The 17,194-nt window shown below is 66.0% G+C and carries 20 protein-coding genes; 9 read left to right on the top strand and 11 right to left on the bottom strand.

Features of this window, described 5'->3' with window-relative positions; all coding sequences use genetic code 11:
- Positions 1-2: 2 nt before the first annotated feature.
- Both B2W55_RS10040 and B2W55_RS10035 read right to left on the bottom strand, forming a co-directional pair.
- The gene (locus B2W55_RS10040) at positions 3-1,376 is read right to left on the bottom strand and encodes a PleD family two-component system response regulator (protein WP_024581356.1); all 1,374 of its coding nucleotides are present in this window, start codon (positions 1,374-1,376) and stop codon (positions 3-5) included.
- Between the two features lie 15 nt (positions 1,377-1,391).
- A complete protein-coding gene (locus B2W55_RS10035) occupies positions 1,392-1,757 on the bottom strand; it encodes a response regulator (RefSeq protein ID WP_016845968.1) in 366 nt (121 codons plus the stop codon).
- Between the two features lie 228 nt (positions 1,758-1,985).
- On the opposite strand from B2W55_RS10035, the gene B2W55_RS10030 reads away from it, so the two are divergent.
- Together B2W55_RS10030 and B2W55_RS10025 are read left to right on the top strand one after the other, a co-directional pair.
- Entirely contained in the window at positions 1,986-2,285 is a 300-nt protein-coding gene (locus B2W55_RS10030) for a DUF3572 domain-containing protein (protein ID WP_024581355.1), read from the top strand.
- Entirely contained in the window at positions 2,264-3,580 is a 1,317-nt protein-coding gene (locus B2W55_RS10025) for a DNA polymerase IV (protein WP_024581354.1), read from the top strand. The genes B2W55_RS10030 and B2W55_RS10025 overlap by 22 nt, the downstream gene beginning before the upstream one ends.
- Before the next feature lie 227 nt (positions 3,581-3,807).
- On the opposite strand, the gene B2W55_RS10020 is transcribed toward B2W55_RS10025, so the two are convergent.
- Both B2W55_RS10020 and B2W55_RS10015 read right to left on the bottom strand, forming a co-directional pair.
- The gene (locus tag B2W55_RS10020) at positions 3,808-4,209 is read right to left on the bottom strand and encodes a RidA family protein (RefSeq protein ID WP_024581353.1); all 402 of its coding nucleotides are present in this window, start codon (positions 4,207-4,209) and stop codon (positions 3,808-3,810) included.
- Between the two features lie 243 nt (positions 4,210-4,452).
- Positions 4,453-5,316: a cell envelope integrity EipB family protein gene (locus B2W55_RS10015; RefSeq protein WP_024581352.1), complete on the bottom strand. Its 864-nt coding sequence runs from the start codon at positions 5,314-5,316 to the stop codon at positions 4,453-4,455.
- Between the two features lie 262 nt (positions 5,317-5,578).
- Here B2W55_RS10015 and B2W55_RS10010 point away from each other — a divergent pair, with 262 nt between their 5' ends.
- The 5 genes from B2W55_RS10010 to B2W55_RS09990 are packed head-to-tail and all read left to right on the top strand — an operon-like array spanning position 5,579 to position 8,701.
- Entirely contained in the window at positions 5,579-6,046 is a 468-nt protein-coding gene (locus B2W55_RS10010) for a RidA family protein (protein WP_024581351.1), read from the top strand.
- A gap of 3 nt (positions 6,047-6,049) precedes the next feature.
- Positions 6,050-6,802, top strand: a complete 753-nt coding sequence (locus tag B2W55_RS10005; RefSeq protein ID WP_024581350.1) for a glycerophosphodiester phosphodiesterase family protein — start codon at positions 6,050-6,052, stop codon at positions 6,800-6,802.
- Between the two features lies 1 nt (position 6,803).
- On the top strand, positions 6,804-6,983 hold the full coding sequence (locus tag B2W55_RS10000; RefSeq protein ID WP_145987273.1) for a hypothetical protein: 180 nt from the start codon (positions 6,804-6,806) through the stop codon (positions 6,981-6,983).
- The gene (locus tag B2W55_RS09995) at positions 6,970-8,220 is read left to right on the top strand and encodes a GNAT family N-acetyltransferase (RefSeq protein ID WP_024581349.1); all 1,251 of its coding nucleotides are present in this window, start codon (positions 6,970-6,972) and stop codon (positions 8,218-8,220) included. Before B2W55_RS10000 ends, B2W55_RS09995 begins: the two co-directional genes overlap by 14 nt.
- Before the next feature lie 55 nt (positions 8,221-8,275).
- Positions 8,276-8,701 (top strand): HIT domain-containing protein, encoded by a 426-nt coding sequence (locus tag B2W55_RS09990; protein ID WP_024581348.1) that lies wholly within the window; start codon positions 8,276-8,278, stop codon positions 8,699-8,701.
- A gap of 141 nt (positions 8,702-8,842) precedes the next feature.
- Here B2W55_RS09990 and tsaA read toward each other — a convergent pair whose 3' ends face one another.
- From tsaA to B2W55_RS09965, 5 genes are all read right to left on the bottom strand, one after another.
- Entirely contained in the window at positions 8,843-9,334 is a 492-nt protein-coding gene (gene tsaA, locus B2W55_RS09985) for a tRNA (N6-threonylcarbamoyladenosine(37)-N6)-methyltransferase TrmO (protein ID WP_024581347.1), read from the bottom strand.
- 3 nt (positions 9,335-9,337) lie between these two features.
- Positions 9,338-10,321 (bottom strand): Bug family tripartite tricarboxylate transporter substrate binding protein, encoded by a 984-nt coding sequence (locus B2W55_RS09980; protein ID WP_024581346.1) that lies wholly within the window; start codon positions 10,319-10,321, stop codon positions 9,338-9,340.
- A gap of 61 nt (positions 10,322-10,382) precedes the next feature.
- Positions 10,383-10,727, bottom strand: coding sequence for an AzlD domain-containing protein (locus B2W55_RS09975; RefSeq protein WP_024581345.1), 345 nt, complete (start codon positions 10,725-10,727; stop codon positions 10,383-10,385).
- Complete coding sequence (locus B2W55_RS09970) at positions 10,724-11,476, bottom strand: AzlC family ABC transporter permease (RefSeq protein ID WP_024581344.1); 753 nt, start codon at positions 11,474-11,476, stop codon at positions 10,724-10,726. The genes B2W55_RS09975 and B2W55_RS09970 overlap by 4 nt, the downstream gene beginning before the upstream one ends.
- A gap of 205 nt (positions 11,477-11,681) precedes the next feature.
- Positions 11,682-12,713: a lytic transglycosylase domain-containing protein gene (locus tag B2W55_RS09965; RefSeq protein ID WP_024581343.1), complete on the bottom strand. Its 1,032-nt coding sequence runs from the start codon at positions 12,711-12,713 to the stop codon at positions 11,682-11,684.
- A 92-nt stretch (positions 12,714-12,805) separates the two neighbouring features.
- On the opposite strand from B2W55_RS09965, the gene B2W55_RS09960 reads away from it, so the two are divergent.
- The gene (locus B2W55_RS09960; RefSeq protein ID WP_024581342.1) at positions 12,806-13,735 is read left to right on the top strand and encodes a glycine/sarcosine/betaine reductase selenoprotein B family protein; all 930 of its coding nucleotides are present in this window, start codon (positions 12,806-12,808) and stop codon (positions 13,733-13,735) included.
- A 156-nt stretch (positions 13,736-13,891) separates the two neighbouring features.
- On the opposite strand, the gene B2W55_RS09955 is transcribed toward B2W55_RS09960, so the two are convergent.
- Complete coding sequence (locus B2W55_RS09955; RefSeq protein WP_200894409.1) at positions 13,892-14,890, bottom strand: bile acid:sodium symporter family protein; 999 nt, start codon at positions 14,888-14,890, stop codon at positions 13,892-13,894.
- A gap of 120 nt (positions 14,891-15,010) precedes the next feature.
- Here B2W55_RS09955 and B2W55_RS09950 point away from each other — a divergent pair, with 120 nt between their 5' ends.
- Positions 15,011-15,862 carry a LysR family transcriptional regulator gene (locus B2W55_RS09950; protein ID WP_024581340.1) on the top strand — a complete coding sequence of 284 codons (852 nt, stop codon included), beginning with the start codon at positions 15,011-15,013 and terminating at the stop codon, positions 15,860-15,862.
- A 252-nt stretch (positions 15,863-16,114) separates the two neighbouring features.
- Here the strand turns inward: B2W55_RS09950 and B2W55_RS09945 are convergent, their stop codons facing one another.
- Positions 16,115-17,167, bottom strand: a complete 1,053-nt coding sequence (locus tag B2W55_RS09945; protein ID WP_024581339.1) for a phenylacetaldoxime dehydratase family protein — start codon at positions 17,165-17,167, stop codon at positions 16,115-16,117.
- Positions 17,168-17,194 lie beyond the last annotated feature (27 nt).

Below are 17,194 nucleotides of genomic sequence, written 5' to 3'. Positions count from 1 at the left end.
GACTATGCCGCCGCCGACACCACGCGGTTACGGCCGTCGTGCTTGGCGCGATAGAGCGCATTGTCGGCGCGCTTGAGCACGTCGGCAACCTGCTCGCCCTTGCGCTCCAGCGTGGCGAGCCCGATCGAGATCGTCACCGTGATCCGCTTGCCGCCCTTCTCGACCGCAAAGGGCTCGCCCGCGATCGAGCGGCGCAGCCGCTCGGCGACCATGCCGGCGACATGCAGATCGGTCTCGGGCATCACGATCACGAACTCCTCGCCGCCATAGCGGCAGGCGAGATCGATGCCGCGGATCGACTTGCGGATGCGGACGGCGAATTCGCGCAGCACGTCGTCGCCGGCGTCGTGGCCGTAGGTGTCGTTGATCGCCTTGAAGTAGTCGATGTCGAGGATCATCAGCGCCAGCGGCTTGCCGCGGATCGAAGCCTGCTCCGCCAGCGTGCCGAGATGGCTCTCCATGTAGCGCCGGTTATGCAGGCCGGTCAGCGCATCGGTGATCGCCATCTCGATCGAGTTCTGCACGTTGTCGCGCAGATGATCGGTATAGCGGCGGCGGCGGATCTGGGTGCGCGCCCGCGCCAGGAGTTCGTTCTTGTCGACCGGACGCAGCAGGTAATCATTGACGCCGATCTCGAGCCCGCGCATCAGCCGCGCATTGTTGTCGGCATCCGAGATGGCCAGGATCGGGACCTGGCGGGTGCGCTCCAGCGAGCGGGCCTGGCTGCACAGGCGCAGGCCGTCGAAATTATCGAGGCTAAGCGAGACGATCAGGAGATCGTAATTGCCCTCGGCGGCGTGGAACAAGGCCTCCGACGGATTGACCTCGACGTCGACGGTGTGCTCGGCGGCGAGGATCGGCGCCAGCTTCTCATAGGATGACGGCCGGTCGTCGACCAGCAGGATGCGGCCGCCGGTGCCACGATCAGCGATCGCGCTGCGCTCGGGCGCCTGCATGCCGATCTCGAGCGAGGTGATGGCGCGCATCCGCAGCTCATCGGTCATCATCTTCAGCCGCGTCAGCGAGCGCACGCGCGCGATCAGCACGACGTCGGACACCGGCTTGGTCAGGAAATCGTCGGCGCCGGCCTCCAGGCCGCGCACGCGGTCGGCCGGGCTGTCGAGCGCGGTGACGATGACGACGGGAATGAAATGGGTCGCCGGGTTCGACTTCAGGCGGCGGCAGACCTCGAATCCATCGAGATCCGGCATCATGACGTCGAGCAGGATGATGTCGCACTCGGCACGCGCGCAGATTTCCAGCGCCTCGGTCCCGTTGGACGCCGTCAGCACATCGAAATATTCGGCCGACAGACGGGCTTCCAACAGCTTGACGTTCGCCGGAACGTCATCGACGACGAGGATACGCGCGGACATCGCAACCCAACTCCCCTATCCGATAAAGCGTCGGACAGTCTCAATGAACTTGCCGACCGAGATCGGCTTGGACAAATAGGCTTCGCAGCCGCCCTCGCGGATGCGTTCTTCGTCGCCCTTCATGGCGAAGGCGGTGACTGCGACCACCGGAATCGTGCGCAGATCGGGATCGTCCTTGATCCAGCGCGTGACCTCGAGGCCGGAGACCTGAGGCAGTTGAATATCCATCAGGATGAGATCGGGACGCAGCTTGCGGACGAGGTCGAGCGCTTCGAAGCCATTGCTGGTGCCCGAAGTCTGATAGCCGTGCGCTTCCAACAGATCGCGAAAGAGCTTCATATTGAGCTCATTGTCCTCCACGATCAGGACGGTTTTGGCCATCCCGTCCCTCCCAAACCCAGGAGACGGGCCCGGCTGCGGCACCTCACGTACCGCGCTCGGGGCGCGTCGAAAATGTGAATTCAAACTAGCGCCAGAATCGCTCTAACCCGTTAACCCGAAGTCCAACTTCCGCAGCGTGGTTTCCGTTGCTTGAACCCAAGCGGAAGACTCGGGCATGATGGGCCTCTCAATAGAGACCATAAGTTAACGGAAAGGCAAACCGGCGCGTTGAAAAAGCCTGTTCACAACCCACGCGAAGTTGCTGAAATCGTTGCGATTCAGGCGCTCGGCTTCATTGCCGGCGATCCCGAGCGGCTGGGCCTGTTCCTGGCCGAGACCGGAATCGGTCCGGAGACGCTACGCAATGCCGCATCCAATCCTCAATTTCTCGCGAGCGTGCTCGATTTCGTGATGCGCGACGACGCCACCGTGAAGGCGTTCGCGCAGGCCTCCGAGTTGCACCCGACCAACATCGCCGCCGCCCATCAGGCGCTGGGCGACCCGAAATGGGAGCGCGACGTGCCGTGACCACGGCAGCGGCAGCTTCGGACGGCCCGCTCAGTTTCTGCCGAGACTGCCTCGGCGATCTCGATATCAAGGTCAAGCGATGCAGCCATTGCGGTTCGCCGCGGCTGGTGCGGCACCGCGCCCTGCCCACGCTTTCGCTGGCGCATATCGACTGCGACGCGTTCTACGCCACCGTCGAGAAGCGCGACAATCCTGAGATCGCCGACCGCCCCGTCATCATCGGCGGCGGCAAGCGTGGCGTGGTGTCGGCTGCCTGCTACATCGCGCGCACCTACGGCGTCCGCTCAGCGATGCCGATGTTCAAGGCGCTGGAACTCTGCCCGGACGCGACCGTGATCCCGCCCGACATGGCGAAATATGTCCGGGTCGGGCGTGAGGTGCGCCAGGCGATGCAGGCGCTGACCCCGCTGGTCGAGCCGTTGTCGATCGACGAGGCGTTCCTCGATCTCGCTGGCACGCAGCGCGTCCACGGCATGATCCCGGCCAAGGTGCTCGCCAAATTCGCCCGCGACGTCGAGCGCGACATCGGCATCACGGTGTCGGTCGGGCTGTCCTGCAACAAGTTCCTTGCCAAGATCGCCTCCGATCTCGACAAGCCGAGGGGCTTTGCCGCGCTCGACCAGGAGGAGGCGCGCGAGATGCTGGCAGCCAAGCCGGTCGGCTTCATCTACGGCGTCGGCCCCGCGACCCAGGAGAAGCTGGTGCAGCGCGGCTTCCGCGTCATCGCCGATTTGCAGCGCGCCGACGAGAACGAATTGATGAAACAGTTCGCCAGCGAAGGCCGCAGGTTGTGGCGGCTGGCGCGCGGAATCGACGACCGCAGCGTTGTCCCCGATCGCGGCGCCAAGACGATCTCGAGCGAGACCACGTTCGAGACCGACATCCGCGATTTTGCGACGCTGGAGAAGCTGCTCTGGAAGCTGTCGGAGAAGACCTCGGCGCGGCTGAAGAGCAGCGACCTCTCCGGCTGCACCATCACGTTGAAGCTGAAGACCGCCGACTTCCGCCAGCGCACCCGTTCGCAATCGATCCAGACGCCGACCCAATTGGCCGCGAAGATTTTTGCGGTGACGCGTGAGATGCTGATCAAGGAGATCGACGGCACCGCCTTCCGCCTGATGGGCGCCGGCGTCAGCGCACTGCGCCCGGGCGCGCAGGCCAATGATTCCGACATGCTCGACCGCCGCTCGGCACACGCCGAACGCGCGATCGACAATCTGCGCAAGAAATTCGGCAATGCCGCCGTCATCAGGGGCATCGCCTATGACGGGCCGGCCAAGCCGGCGGAAGACTAGAGCGTTTTTGAGCGAAGTGGATACCGGTTCGCGTAAAGAAAACGCGTCAACACAAGAACCTAGAGCCCCGTTCCGATTCCATCGGAACGGGAAAGGCTCTAGGCGCGGCTCGAGCTCCCGCCAGTTCCGTCATTGCGAGCGAAGCGAAGCAATCCATGTTTCAGCATATGCGGAACGATGGATTGCTTCGTCGCTTCGCTCCTCGCAATGACGGGGAAGCACTGCGCTCAATCCGCGACGGCAATCGCCTCGATCTCGATCAGCCATTCCGGCGCCGCGAGCGCGGTGACGCCGACGAGCGTCGAGGCCGGCGGCTCCATGCCCTCGAAGAACGCCGAGCGCGCCTTGCCGATGATCGGGCGGAGCTCCGGCCTGTAGCCGACCACGAAAGTCGTGATCTTGACGATGTTGGAATAGCTGGCTCCGGCCGCCTTCAGCGCCAGGCCGAGGTTCTGCATCACCTGCGTCGTCTGCGCGGCGAGATCGCCGGCGCCGACCACCCGGCCCTCCTCGTCGGTGGATACCTGTCCGGAAATGTAGATCGTGCGCGCGCCCGATGCGACGACGACGTGGGAGTATGCCGGATTGTGATGCAGGCCGCTGGGGCGAAGATGGTCGCGCTTGCTCATGATGTGCCTCCCTGACACGAATGTTTCGGGAAGCGTACTCGCGTCTGCTGGTTCCGGCCAGAGTGGTCTCGCGGCCTCGCTCCGATGTCGTCCCGGCGAAGGCCGGGACCCATAACCACCCAGGGTGATTATTGCGCGACGCTGGAGCCACAGCCCGCCTAACAATCTAACCCTGTGGTTATGGTCCCGGGTCGCGCTTCGCTTGCCCGGGACGACGGCGAGCGGGTGGCTACGGCCTGCCCCTCACTTGCAGGGCTTGGAATCCCTGACGTCGAACTTGTCCAGCGCGCCGGAGATCACGAAATCGTTGTAATCCAGCACCAGCGCGCGCGAGACGCCGTTCTCGTAGAGCTCGAACGCCATCGAATAGACCGGCGTCTGTTCGCCGTCCTTGGCGCGCGCGTCGCGATCGAAATAGCTGACGGTGACCGGCCAACGCGTCATCGATTTCATCGCATCGCTGGCCGTCGACGGATCGGGCGAGGACGGCGCGCGGTCGCCCGTGATCGGTCGGCCGATCACGGTGAGCGTGTTGTAGACCTTCTCGCCATTGTCGGAGCCGTCATAGACGGTCTGTTCCAGCACCGACTTGCCGTCGCGGGCGGCGGCGATGATGTGCTGGATCTGCTCGGTCGGAAACACCACGCTGCCGTCGAGATTGAACGTCTTCTTCACCGGCTGGGTCAGCTTCACGGTGATATGATCGCCGACGCGCTCGGCGACACCGTCGACCGGTGACGATTCACTGTCGTTCATCCGTGTGTCGATCTTGAAGCGATAGCTCTTGCCCGCGGCGTCCTCCCAGGACGAGGAGCGCAGGTCGGACAGCGTCACCTTGCCCTCGCCGCTGTCGAGTTCCGACACCTGGCGGAATTCGGAAGTGTAGCCTTCGCAGGAATTGCCGGAGAAATTGTAGAGGATGCGCCCGCGCGCATCGCTGACCGAATTGGTGCCGCGCGATTTCACCAGGCTGAGATCGTACAGCGCCTGGTGCGCGAGAAACGGTCCGCTTGCCGCAGCGGCAGACCCTTGAACGAGACCGGATGCCGCGGCAACGGCGATCGTCAGCAGCAGCGCACGCGACGGATTCCGAAACGGCAGGGTCATGATTCGTCCTCGGGGAGGCAGGGATTCGCCACAATAGTGACGGTGGTATTGTGCCGCAACTGGGGCAAGTCTGACAAAATGGCAATGCGGGAGTGAGAATGCCGTCCTTTTCGGCAGCTTTTCGTGCGATTCCGCACGCAATGGCCGCCTAGCCCGCACCTCGCCGTCGCTTGCAACCGGCGGCCCGATGGGCGAAACACTCGAAACCAACTTGGCCCTGACCGCGTTTCAGGCGTCGTGCAATTCAATTGGGGGATCAGAGATGGCGGGTACCGTCGAACAGAAGCTGGCATCACAGGGCATCACCTTGCCCGAGCCGACCTCCCCGGTCGCAAACTACGTCCCCTTCGTACGCAGCGGTAATCTGCTATTCGTCTCGGGTCAGGTCTGCTTCAACGCGGAAGGCAAGCTGATCGCCAAGGGCAAGCTCGGCGCCGGCGTCACCATCGAGCAAGGCACGGCCGCCGCACGCGGCTGCGCGATCAACCTGCTGGCCCAGATCAAGGCCGCGCTCGGCGATCTCGACAAGGTCGTGCGCGTGGTTCGGCTCGGCGGCTTCATCAATTCGGCGCCCGACTTCTTCGACGGTCCGAAGGTCCTCAACGGCGCCTCCGACCTGATGGTCGAAGCCTTCGGTGACAAGGGCCGCCACGCCCGCACCACGGTCGGCGTCGCCTCACTGCCCGCGGATGCCGCGGTCGAAGTCGAAGGCGTGTTCGAAGTCGCCTGAGCGATGCGCGCCCCGGATTGGCTGACCAAGCGGCCGGTCGCCCATCGCGGCCTGCACGATGCCGCGCGCGGCATCATCGAGAACATGCCGGCCGCGGCCAACGCCGCGGTCGCCGGCAACTTCGCCATCGAGTGCGACATCCAGCTCACCGCCGACGGCGAGGCGATGGTGCATCACGACGATGCGCTTGGTCGCCTCACCGAAGGTTCGGGGCTCTTGGCGACCAAGACGGCGGCCGAACTGAAGGCGGTCAGGTTCAAGGACACCTCCGAGCAGATGATGACGCTCGGCGATCTCTGCGCGCTGGTCTCCGGCCGCGTTCCGCTGGTGGTCGAGGTGAAGAGCCATTTCGATGGCGACCGCAGGCTGGTGCGGCGGATGGCCGAGGTGCTCGCCTCCTATTCCGGCCCTGTGGTCGGGATGTCGTTCGACCCCGACCAGGTGCTGGCGCTGCGCGAGACCATGCCGGCGCTGCCACGTGGCATCACCGCCCAGCGTACCTATGACGACGGCTACTGGGACAAGCTGTCGCCGGCGCAGCGCGACGGCATGCTGTATTTGCGCCACGGCTTCAACACCCAGCCGCACTTCGTTGCCTTCTGGGTCAACCAGCTCCCGGCACCGGCCCCCTGGATCGCCCGCAACCTGTTCGGCTGTCCGCTGCTGGCCTGGACCGTGCGGACCGCGGAGCAGCGCGAACGCGCCGCGCGCTACGCCGATCAGATGATCTTTGAAGGGTTTGTGCCGGGAACCTGACATGTCCCTTCGCAGCCTTGAAGTCGTCGCTGCGATGCACGATCTTTGCAGGGGCTGGTCAGGCATTGGTCGTCATCGGCGATGGCGGATTGCGGAGCATGATCCGGAAGTGGAGCCAGCTGTTCCGGAAGTTTCATGCTCGGACAAGGCACCGGTCTTCATTCTCGATGGCGTCTTCTGAAATCACCCTGGAAGCTCTAGCTGACATCGGCGCCATTCCGGCGGCCGAGTGGGACGCCTGCGCCAATCCGAAGGCGGACGCGGACAGCATTCACCAGCTCGACACCCTGGCCTCGCCCGGCTCCGCAAGCGATTGCCAGAAGATCGCAGGTTCGAGCTATAACCCCTTCGTTTCCCATGCCTTTTTTGCCGCCGCGGAGGCCTCCAGCTCGGCCTGCCCGCGCACCGGCTGGGGCCCCCGGCATCTGATCGCCAAACTCGACGGCCGGATCGTCGGCGTCGTGCCCTGCTATCTGAAATCGCACTCGCAGGGCGAATACGTGTTCGACCGCGGCTGGGCCGAGGCCTATCACCGCGCCGGCGGCAGCTATTACCCGAAGCTCCAGGTCTCAGTGCCGTTCACGCCGGCGACCGGGCCGCGGCTGTTGATCCGGGGCGACGTCGACCGCGAGGTGATCGGCTCCGCTTTGGCGCGCGGCCTGCGGGCGCTCTGCAACGCCACCGAGGCCTCCTCCGTGCATGTGACGTTCGCCCGCGAGGACGAGGCCAGGTTCCTCGGCGCGCATGGCTTCCTGCAACGGACCGACCAGCAGTTCCACTGGCACAATGAAGGCTACAAGACCTTCGACGATTTCCTGGGATCGCTGAACTCGCGTCACCGCAAGGCCATCAAGCGCGAGCGGCGCGAAGCGGTCGCGGCCGGGATCACGATCCACTGGCTGACCGGCACCGATATCACCGAGGAGGCCTGGGACGCGTTCTTCGAGTTCTACATGGAAACCGGCTCGCGCAAATGGGGCCGGCCCTATCTGACCCGCAAGTTCTTCTCGCTGATCGGCGAGAGCATGGCCCGCGACGTGCTGTTGGTGATGGCCAAGCGCGACGGTCGCTGGATCGCGGGCGCGATTAATTTCATCGGCTCGGACACGCTGTTCGGCCGCAACTGGGGTGCGGTCGAGCACCACCCGTTCCTGCATTTCGAGGTCTGCTACTATCAGGCGATCGATTTCGCGGTTCAACGCGGGCTCAAGGTGGTCGAGGCTGGCGCGCAGGGCGAGCACAAGCTGGCGCGCGGCTACCTGCCGCAGACCACCCACTCGGCGCATTTCATCGCCGACCCCGGATTGCGCAACGCCATCGCCGACTACCTCAAGCGCGAGCGCGATTACGTCGCCGAGGTCGGCCGCGAGCTCACCGAGGCCGGCCCGTTCCGCAAGACCGCCGAGGACGACGCTTGACGTTTGGCCCGTGACCGAGACATTAGCCTTCCAAAAAAATTCAGGAGACGCCGCCATGCCCGCCGCCTACGACAACAACAACCCCTTCGCAAAGATCCTGCGCGGCGAGTTTCCCTGCTACAAGGTCTATGAGAACGAGCACGTGCTCGCCTTCCTCGACATCATGCCGCGCTCGCCCGGGCATACGCTGGTGATCCCGAAAGCCCCTGCCCGCAACATTCTCGACATCACGCCGGACGACTACGCCCATGTCGCGCGCGCGGCACACAAGATCGCGGCCGCCGCGATGAAAGCGTTCGAGGCCGACGGCATCACCGTGCAGCAATTCAACGAGCCCGCCGGCGGCCAGGTCGTGTTCCACCTCCACATGCACGTGATGCCGCGCAAGGACGGCGTCGCGCTGCTGCCGCCCGCCAGCCTCAAGGAAGACGGCAAGGTGCTGGAGGCGAATGCGGCGAAGTTGATTGCGGCGTTGAAGTGACGCCGTCAGCGTCATTCCCGGGCGCGCCTCTTGGCGCGAGCCCGGAATCCATTCCTCCACGAATCCCGAACTGACGAGCGACCGAGCTGGGGGCGCCATGGATTCCGGGCTCGTCGCTGCGCGACGCCCCGGAATGACGACCTACTCCGTCTCGAAATCGCCCGGCTGCGGCGGGGCCAGCGGGGTAAACTCGCAGCGGTCGGGCTTGACGTCGATCAGCGGCGTCTCGTCGAGGCAGTCGAGGCCGCGGACCAAAATGACGTTGCCCTCGACCCCGACCAGCTTGACGACCGAGGTCCCGATCGGATTGGGCCGCACCGGCGAGCGCAGCGAGAAGGTGCCGCGGGTGTTGCCGTTGTTCTTCGGGCTTTGCAGCACGATGTCGCGGCGCGACTGGTGCAGCCAGTACAGCACTTCGAGGTTCGAGTAGAAATCGACGCCCTTGATGGCGGCGACCCAGGGCTCGAAAATCTCCAGCCGGCACACCGGGCCGTCGTGCCGCCCCTGCCGCGGCGTCGCCAGCCGCGAGGTCCAGGGCGTACGGATGCGGCCGATGAAGACGAGCCCGGCATCGCGCGCCGCCGGCATGTCGACGGCGACCTCGCCCTGGCGCAATTCCATTTCACGTACCATGTGTCAGTCCAGCGATATGTTGAGCGCCTTGACCACGCCCGCCCACCGCGCGCGATCGGTATCCACGAACTTGTCGATCTCGGCCTGGCTCTTCGGGCGCAGCGGCGGAAAGCCGATCTTGACCAGCGAAGCGCGAAACGCCTCGTCGTTCAAGGCCCGGTCGAGGCTCGCCTTGATCTTGCCGGCGATCTCGTCAGGCACTTTCGACGGCGCTGCAATACCATACCAGACGCTGACCGCATAATCGGGATAGCCGCTCTCGGCGATCGTCGGCAGATCCGGCAGGTCGGCAATGCGCGCGGTCGAGCTGACGCCGAGCGCGCGCAGCATGCCGGACTTCACCGGCGGCAGCGCGGTGCCGAGTGTGTCGAACATCAGCTGGATGTTGCCGGACAGCAGATCCTGCAACGCGGGTCCGGCGCCCTTGTAGGGCACATGGGTCATCTCGACGCCGGCCATCTGCTTGAACATCTCACCGGCGAGATGAACCGTGCCACCGGTCCCCGCCGATCCGAAATTGAGCTTGCCGGGATTCTTCTTGGCGTAGGCGACGAACTCCGCAACGGTCTTGGCCGGCACCGAGGGATTCACCTCCATGATCATCGGAGAATCCGTGATCACCGACAGCAGGCGGAAATCCCGCGCCGGATCGTAGGGCAGCTTCTTGTAGAGCAGCGGGTTGAGCACGAAGATCGAGGCCGCCGTCACGAACAGCGTGTAGCCATCGGGATCGGAGCGCGCCACCGCCTCGGCGCCGATCGCACCCTGCGCCCCAGCCTTGTTCTCGACCACGACCACCTGCTTGAGATCGCGCCCGAGATATTCGCCGACGACGCGGCCGAGCACGTCGGTCGGTCCTCCCGCGGCATAGGGCACCACCAGCTTGATCGGACGTACCGGATAGTCCGCCGCGCGCGCCGGCAGCGCCACCGCCGCGAGCAACGCCGTCAAAGCAACAATGAATGGCGATGATGCGCGCCGCTGCATGCCGTTTCCCCGCTGTCTTGTTATTGGGCAACGAGAGTAGCGGATAATGCGATCGCTGCAATCAGCCGAGCCAGTATTTGCCTGCGATCATGACGACCTCGCCGACGATGACGCCGGCGAAGATCGATTTCCGCGCCAGCATGAACGCGACGAAGCCGGCGGCGACCGAACTGTAGCGCAGCCAGTCCGGCACGCTGGCGAGCGCGCCCGGCGGCTGCACCAGGATCTGCGCGATGATTCCGGCGAGGATCGCGGTGGCGACCGCCCTCACCCAGACCAGCAGCTCGGAGTTCTCGTCGATGCCGCCGCCGAACCACAGGCCGAGCATGCGCCAGATCTGGTTGGGGATGACGCCTGCAACGAACAGGATCGCGAGCGCGTGCCAGTCACCGATGAAACCAGTCACGCGCGCGCCCTCACGGTGCCTGCCCGCGCCCGGTGCACGCCATAGGCAATGGTTCCCGCGACGACGCCGCTGACCAGGATGTCGACGCCGCTGTTCAGCATCGCCGCCAGCGGGAACAGCAGCAGGCCGAGCACCAGTGCGATGACGTCGGCGAGCTCGCGGGAATTGCGCGCGGTCGAGAACAGGAAGGCGAGCGGCGTCAGCATCAGCATGCCGGCCGCCAACAGCGGCGTCAGATTGGCCGCGAGCGTATAGCCGATCGTGTTGGCGATCAGGCAGACCGTGACCAGCCCGCAGCCGAGCCCATGGATGAAGGCGATCCGCCGGTTGCGCGGCACCTGCGGCAGGAAGCGGAAGCACTCGACCCACAGCGTCACCGCGGTCAGATGCGCGACCAGGATCAGATGCCGCCGCTTGGTGTCCTCGGTGCGCATCATCGGCAACACCGACACCACCATCGGGAACAGCCGGATCGCGCTGACGGTGACCGCGATCGCCGATTGCAGCACCGTGGCGCCGGAGCCGAGCGTCGTGATCACGATGATCTGCGCCGGCCCCGCCCAGACGAACGCCGTGCTCGCCAGGGTCCAGCCCAGCGAGAATCCTGAATCATGCGCCAGCGCGCCGATGCCGAGATAGGTCGCGAACAGCACCAGCGTCAGCACCGTCGCGCCGATCGACCGCGCGCCCCATAGGAAGGCGCGGAACGAGGTCTGCCATTGCGGAGAATCGAGCGGAGGAAGCGCCACGGGGAACCGGATGGTTTTGCAATCGCGGCGGCTTAGGGCGCGATGAATGCAGGGTCAAGCAAGGGATGGCACAGGTCCGGTATGCAGTGGCGATAATCCCACTCGTCATTGCGAGCGAAGCGAAGCAATCCATTGCTCCGCTTGCTCGGACAGATCGATTGCTTCGTCGCTTCGCTCCTCGCAATGACGTGGAGAAGTCCGTGCCTCACGCCCGGTTCTTCAGCACGAAGCACGCGCCGCCCGCCTTGCGGATGCGGCTGCACAGGCCGTCGGCCTCGGGCCGGCTGTCGGCGCCGATCCGCACCTGGTAGAACGTCGCACTGCCACGGCTGCGCAGCCGCGACGAGAGCAAGCTCGGATCCTGGTCGCCGATGACGTTGGACAGCCGCTTGATGGCACGGGCATACATCGAAAGCGCCTTGTCGCGGCTGAAGCCAGCGGCGAGCTGCACGCCCCAGACCTTAGCCGCCGACAGCGTGATGTGCTGCTCGAGCCCGGCCACGAACGGATTGGGCGCGCGCTTCAATAACGCCATCAACTCGCGGCAGCTCTTGGCCGGCGGACGCTCCGGCATCTTGCCGTTGTTGCGGGCAGCGGCAGCCCAGTCGTCGACGCTCGAGCCGGTGATCGCGGAGACGTAGTTGCGCGTCTCCTGCGGCATCGCCCCGGTGCCGGCGAGCCAGTCCTGCACCCGGCGCGGGCCGGCATTGTAGGCTGCCGCCGCGAGGCCGAGATTGCCGAACTGGTTGCGCAGCTCGCTGAGGAATTCGGCCGACTTCGGCAGTGCCTGCACGGGATTGAAGGGATCGAGCAGCCCGCGCTCGTTCGCGGTGCCCGGCATGAACTGCGCGATGCCCTGCGCGCGCTGGCCGTTGCGGGTGATCGGGCCGATCGCATCGGCCTGGAAGCGGCTCTCCTGCCAGATCACGCGCGCGAAGAATTCGAGCGGCAGGTCGTTGGACCGTGCCGCCGATTCGATCATCAGGCACATCGCCTCGCGGGTGTCGCTCTCGCGCGCGTCGTCCGCGGGCTTGTCGGCCGCCGCGGGCGGCTCGGCAGGCGTCGCCGGCATGTCCACTGGGGCTGCGGCAGGTTTCTCCGCCGGTGGCGCCGGTGGTGTGGGCTGCTCGGCGGGGGCCGGCTCAGGCTTCGCGGCAGGCGCGTCCTCCGCGCCGGCACCGAGCGTCGGCACCAGCATCACAAGCAGGACCAATGCGGCGCAAAGACCTGTTCGCATGGCAAATCTGTTCCCGCGCTGGCGCGGCTTGACACCGCAAGCTCGTGGTCTAGCTATGGACTGAAATGATGGCGCGCAAAAGGGAGCGCAAAATGGCCGCAGCTTCAGACGATCAAACCGGCTTTGCCCCCGACGACGACGCCCCGATCGGCTACATGAAGCGGACCCGCGATTATTACGCGGCGATCGGCTACACCACCCCCTACCGCTGGGCGCATTACACCTCCGCGCCGTTCCAGCCGCTGAACAAGCCGCTGAAGCAGTCTCGCGTCGCCATCATCACGACAGCGGCGCCGTTCGATGCGGCCAAGGGCGACCAGGGTCCGGGCGCGAAATACAATGGCGGCGCCAAGTTCTATTCGGTCTATGACGGCGACACGTCGCGGCAGCACGACCTGCGGATTTCGCACATCGCCTATGACCGCACCCATACCACGGCGACCGACAGCGGCACCTGGTTCCCGCTGGCGCAGCTCAAGCGCCTCGCTGCGGCAGGCCAAATCGGCGAAGTCGCGCCGCGCTTCTTCGGAGCGCCGACCAACCGCAGCCACCGCGTCACCATCGAGACCGACGCGCCCGAGATCCTCAAGCGCTGCCGCGACGACAAGGTCGACGTCGCGGTGCTGGTGCCGAACTGCCCGGTGTGTCACCAGACCGTCAGCCTGGTGGCACGCCATCTCGAGGCCAACGGCATCCCGACCGTCGTGATGGGCTGCGCCAAGGATATCGTGGAGCACGCCGCGGTGCCGCGTTTCCTGTTCTCCGATTTCCCGCTCGGCAATTCCGCCGGCAAGCCGCATGACGAGGCCTCGCAGGCGTTCACGCTGGAGCTCGCGCTGCGCGTGCTGGAGTCCGCGCCGGGTCCGCAGACCACCGTGCAGTCGCCGCTGCGCTGGAGCGCGGATGCATCGTGGAAGCGCGATTACAGCAACGCCGAGGCGCTGAGTGCGGACGAGCTGGCACGGCTGAGCCGCGAATTCGACGCGCAGAAGGAAATCGCGAAGGGCCTGCGCGTCGCGTAGCGCCGGGCGTTTGGGCGCATCGCTCGCCAAACTGACGGTGTCGTCGCCCGGCTCGACCGGGCGATCCAGTATTCCAGAGACGCCGGTGAGTTACGGAGAAGCCGCGGCGTACTGGGTCCCCCGGTCGAGCCGGGGGACGACAGCGGGAGGCTTGGCTCAATGCGCCTTTACCAGCACCGGCACCGCGCCGCGCGTGGCCGCCTCCTCCGCACCCGCATAATGCCGCGCCAGCGCCGCGCAGGTCATCAGCTGGATCTGGTGAAACAGCATCAGCGGCAGCACGATCAACCCGACCGACTGACCGGCGAGCAGCACGCTCGCCATCGGCAGGCCGCTCGCCAGGCTCTTCTTCGAGCCGCAGAACATGATGGCGATGCGGTCGGCGCGTGAGAAGCCAAGCAGCTGGCTGCCGAAATTGGTGATCAGCAGCACCACCGCCAGCAGCACCGCGTCGAGGCCGAGCACGATCGCCATCTGCGTCGCGTTGACCTGGTGCCAGATGCCGTGGCTGACGCCGTCGCTGAACGCGGTGTAGACGATCAGGAGGATCGAACCGCGGTCGACCAGGCCGAGCACCGCATGATGCCTGGCAACGAAGCCGCCGATCAGCGGCCGCGACAATTGCCCCGCCACGAACGGCAGCAGCAATTGCACGACGATGTCGAGCGCGGCGTTGCCGGAGAACCCGCCATGGCTGGAGAGCAGCACGCCGGCCAGCAGCGGCGTCGCGACGATGCCGAGCAGATTGGAGGCGGTCGCCGAGCACAACGCCGCCGACACATTGCCGCCCGCGATCGAGGTGAAGGCGACCGAGGACTGCACGGTCGACGGCAGGATGCAGATCAGGATCACGCCCGCCCACAACGCCGGCGTCAACAGATGCGGCGCCAGCGCATGGGCCGCGAGCCCGAGCAGCGGGAACAGGCCGAAGGTCGAGAGGAAGATCACGAGATGCAGCTTCCAGTGCCGGGCGCCGACCAGCGCCTCGGTGGTCGACAGGCGGGCGCCGTGAAGGAAGAACAGCAGCGCGATCGCGAGATCGGTGGCGTAGCCGCCGATCACGGTGCCCTGCCCGTGCAGCGGCAGCAGCGTGGCAAGGCCGACCATGCCGACGATGGCGGCGATGTAGGGATCGACGGGCACGAATGATCGCAGGCGGCTGAGGGTCATGGTCAATTCCTTTCCTTGGGTGAAAGGTGCGCCTGACCATGTCGATTGTGAACCGCGCTTACCGGTGTTATTGTCATTACGTTATGTAATGACGAGATCGCCGCCATGCTCGACCCAACCCAGCTCGAGACGTTCCTCACCGTGGCGCAGACGCAGAACTTCACCGAGGCCGGCCGCCGGCTCGGCCTGAAGCAGTCGACGGTGAGCCAGCACATCCGCAAGCTCGAGGCCGCCGCCGGCCGCCGCCTGTTCGTGCGCGACACCCATTCGGTGGTGCTCACCGCCGACGGCGAGGCGATGACCGGCTTCGCGCGCCCGATCCTCGAGGCCAATGCGCGCGCCCGCGATTACTTCGCGGGGTCGCAGGTGCGCGGCAAGGTCCGGTTCGGCGCTGCGGAGGATTTTGCCAGCTCGCGCCTGCCAGATCTGTTGCGCGATTTCGTCCGCCGCCATCCGCAGGTCGATCTCGAGCTGACGGTGGGCTTGAGCGCCGTGCTGTACCAGCAGTTCGATGCCGGCGAGCTCGACCTCGTGCTGGGCAAGCGCCGGCCCGGCGACGCGCTCGGACAATTGGTGTGGCAGGACCGCCTGGTATGGACCGGCGCACCCGGCATGCGGCTCGATCCCGAGCAGCCCCTGCCCCTGATCCTCTACGCGCCGCCGAGTGTCAGCCGCAGCGTGGTGCTGGAAGCGATGGAGCGGTCCGGACGGCCCTGGCGCATCGTCTGCTCCAGCGGCAGCTTGAGCGGGCTGCGCGCCGCGGCGCTGGCCGGCCTCGGGATCACGCCGCAGGCCCAAGGCTTCATCCCGGACGGATTGGACACGGTGCAGGACTCGGGTTTGCCGCCACTCGGCAGCGTCGAATTCGTGGTTCGCACAGCGCGCCGGACCAAGCGCGGCCCGGCAATCGAACTGGCGCAGGCGATCACCGCGCAAGGCGGCCGGCTACGGCCGTAGAGATTCGTTCGGGTCGAGCAACGGCCTCAACTTCACCTCGCCCCGCGTGCGGGGAGAGGTCGGAACGCATCGCCAGATGCGTTCCGGGTGAGGGGGAGTCTCCGGATCCACCGCTATCACCGTATGCGCGGAGACAGCCCCTCACCCCAACCCTCTCCCCGTAAGAACGGGGCGAGGGAGCCCACCGTCATCGCGGCCGCTATTGAACCAGATGTCATCAGGCCCTACCCGATCGGAACGCTGTTCCGGAGATTACGCGGGCTGCTCAGCCGTCACCTGCACCGCGCCGAGCATGCCGGTGCGGTCGTGGCAGCCGAGATACTCGAAGAACTGCTCGTCGGCGGCGGCGACCGTGACCTCGTGATACAGCCTGAGCCTGGCGCTCGGCCCGAGCGTCGACAGATACTTCATCGCCGCGCCGAAGATCCGGACATGGGTCGGATGCGATTCCGCCCAGCGCTCCAGCGCCGCGAGGCTCTTCCACCAGCTCTGGCCGTAGGACTTTTCCGTCACTCGCCCGTCGGCATCGACGACGCGCATGTAGCGGTTGGCGTAGCAGCCGATCGGCACGCCGTCGTCGCGCAGGAAATCCATCCCCTCGCGCAGCACCGGCTCGACATCGTCGAGATACATCTTGCGCTCGGAGGCCTCGGTGTCGCTCCAGTCCTGCCCGGAGCGGATCAGGCAGAGATTGTCATGTGCGACCACCCGGATGCGCGCACCGTCATGGATCGCGCGCGGCTCGCCGCCCGGAATCATCGCGTCGGTCTGCGACAACGGAATGCGGTCGCGCATGCCACCCCAATAGGCGTGCTCCTGCACCTCGCCGCTCATGCCGTCGGCAAGCACCGCGACGCCCTCCGGGCGGCCCAGCGAAGAAAACAGCGTCTCGTAGCGCGCCACTTGCGGCCGCAGCACCTCGATGAAACGGCCGACGCCATCGGCGGTGCCGCTGCCGGTCCAGGCCTCGCGGGCGCCGTCGAACCAGGCATCGAAACGTTTGGCATCGTCCCAATAGGCGACCGAGACGACATTGGTGAAACCGGCCTGGTCGACATATTGCGCGCGGTCCCAATGCGTCGGCCCGTTCTCTCCGGCAAAGCGCGTTGCGATCTGCGCCAGTGCCGCGGTCAACGTCGCGGTCGGCGCGCCGCGAACCTGCGCCCCGAAATAGGCCATGATCACGCTGGCGACCGCGGGCTTGTGGCGCGCGACGAACGACGGATAAGGCGGTGTGTAGTCGTCGGGCACGCGACGATGACGGGAGCGCGCCGTCTGCAAATGCGAGGGAATGGCGGATTCCATGACAGTCGCCTCCAGTTGGATGTCCGG

The organism is Bradyrhizobium sp. UBA2491 (assembly GCF_002341725.1).
Taxonomy (GTDB): Bacteria; Pseudomonadota; Alphaproteobacteria; order Rhizobiales; family Xanthobacteraceae; genus Bradyrhizobium.
The sequence above is the reverse complement of the archived record's forward strand: the minus strand, read 5'-3'. Positions and strand labels throughout refer to the sequence as shown.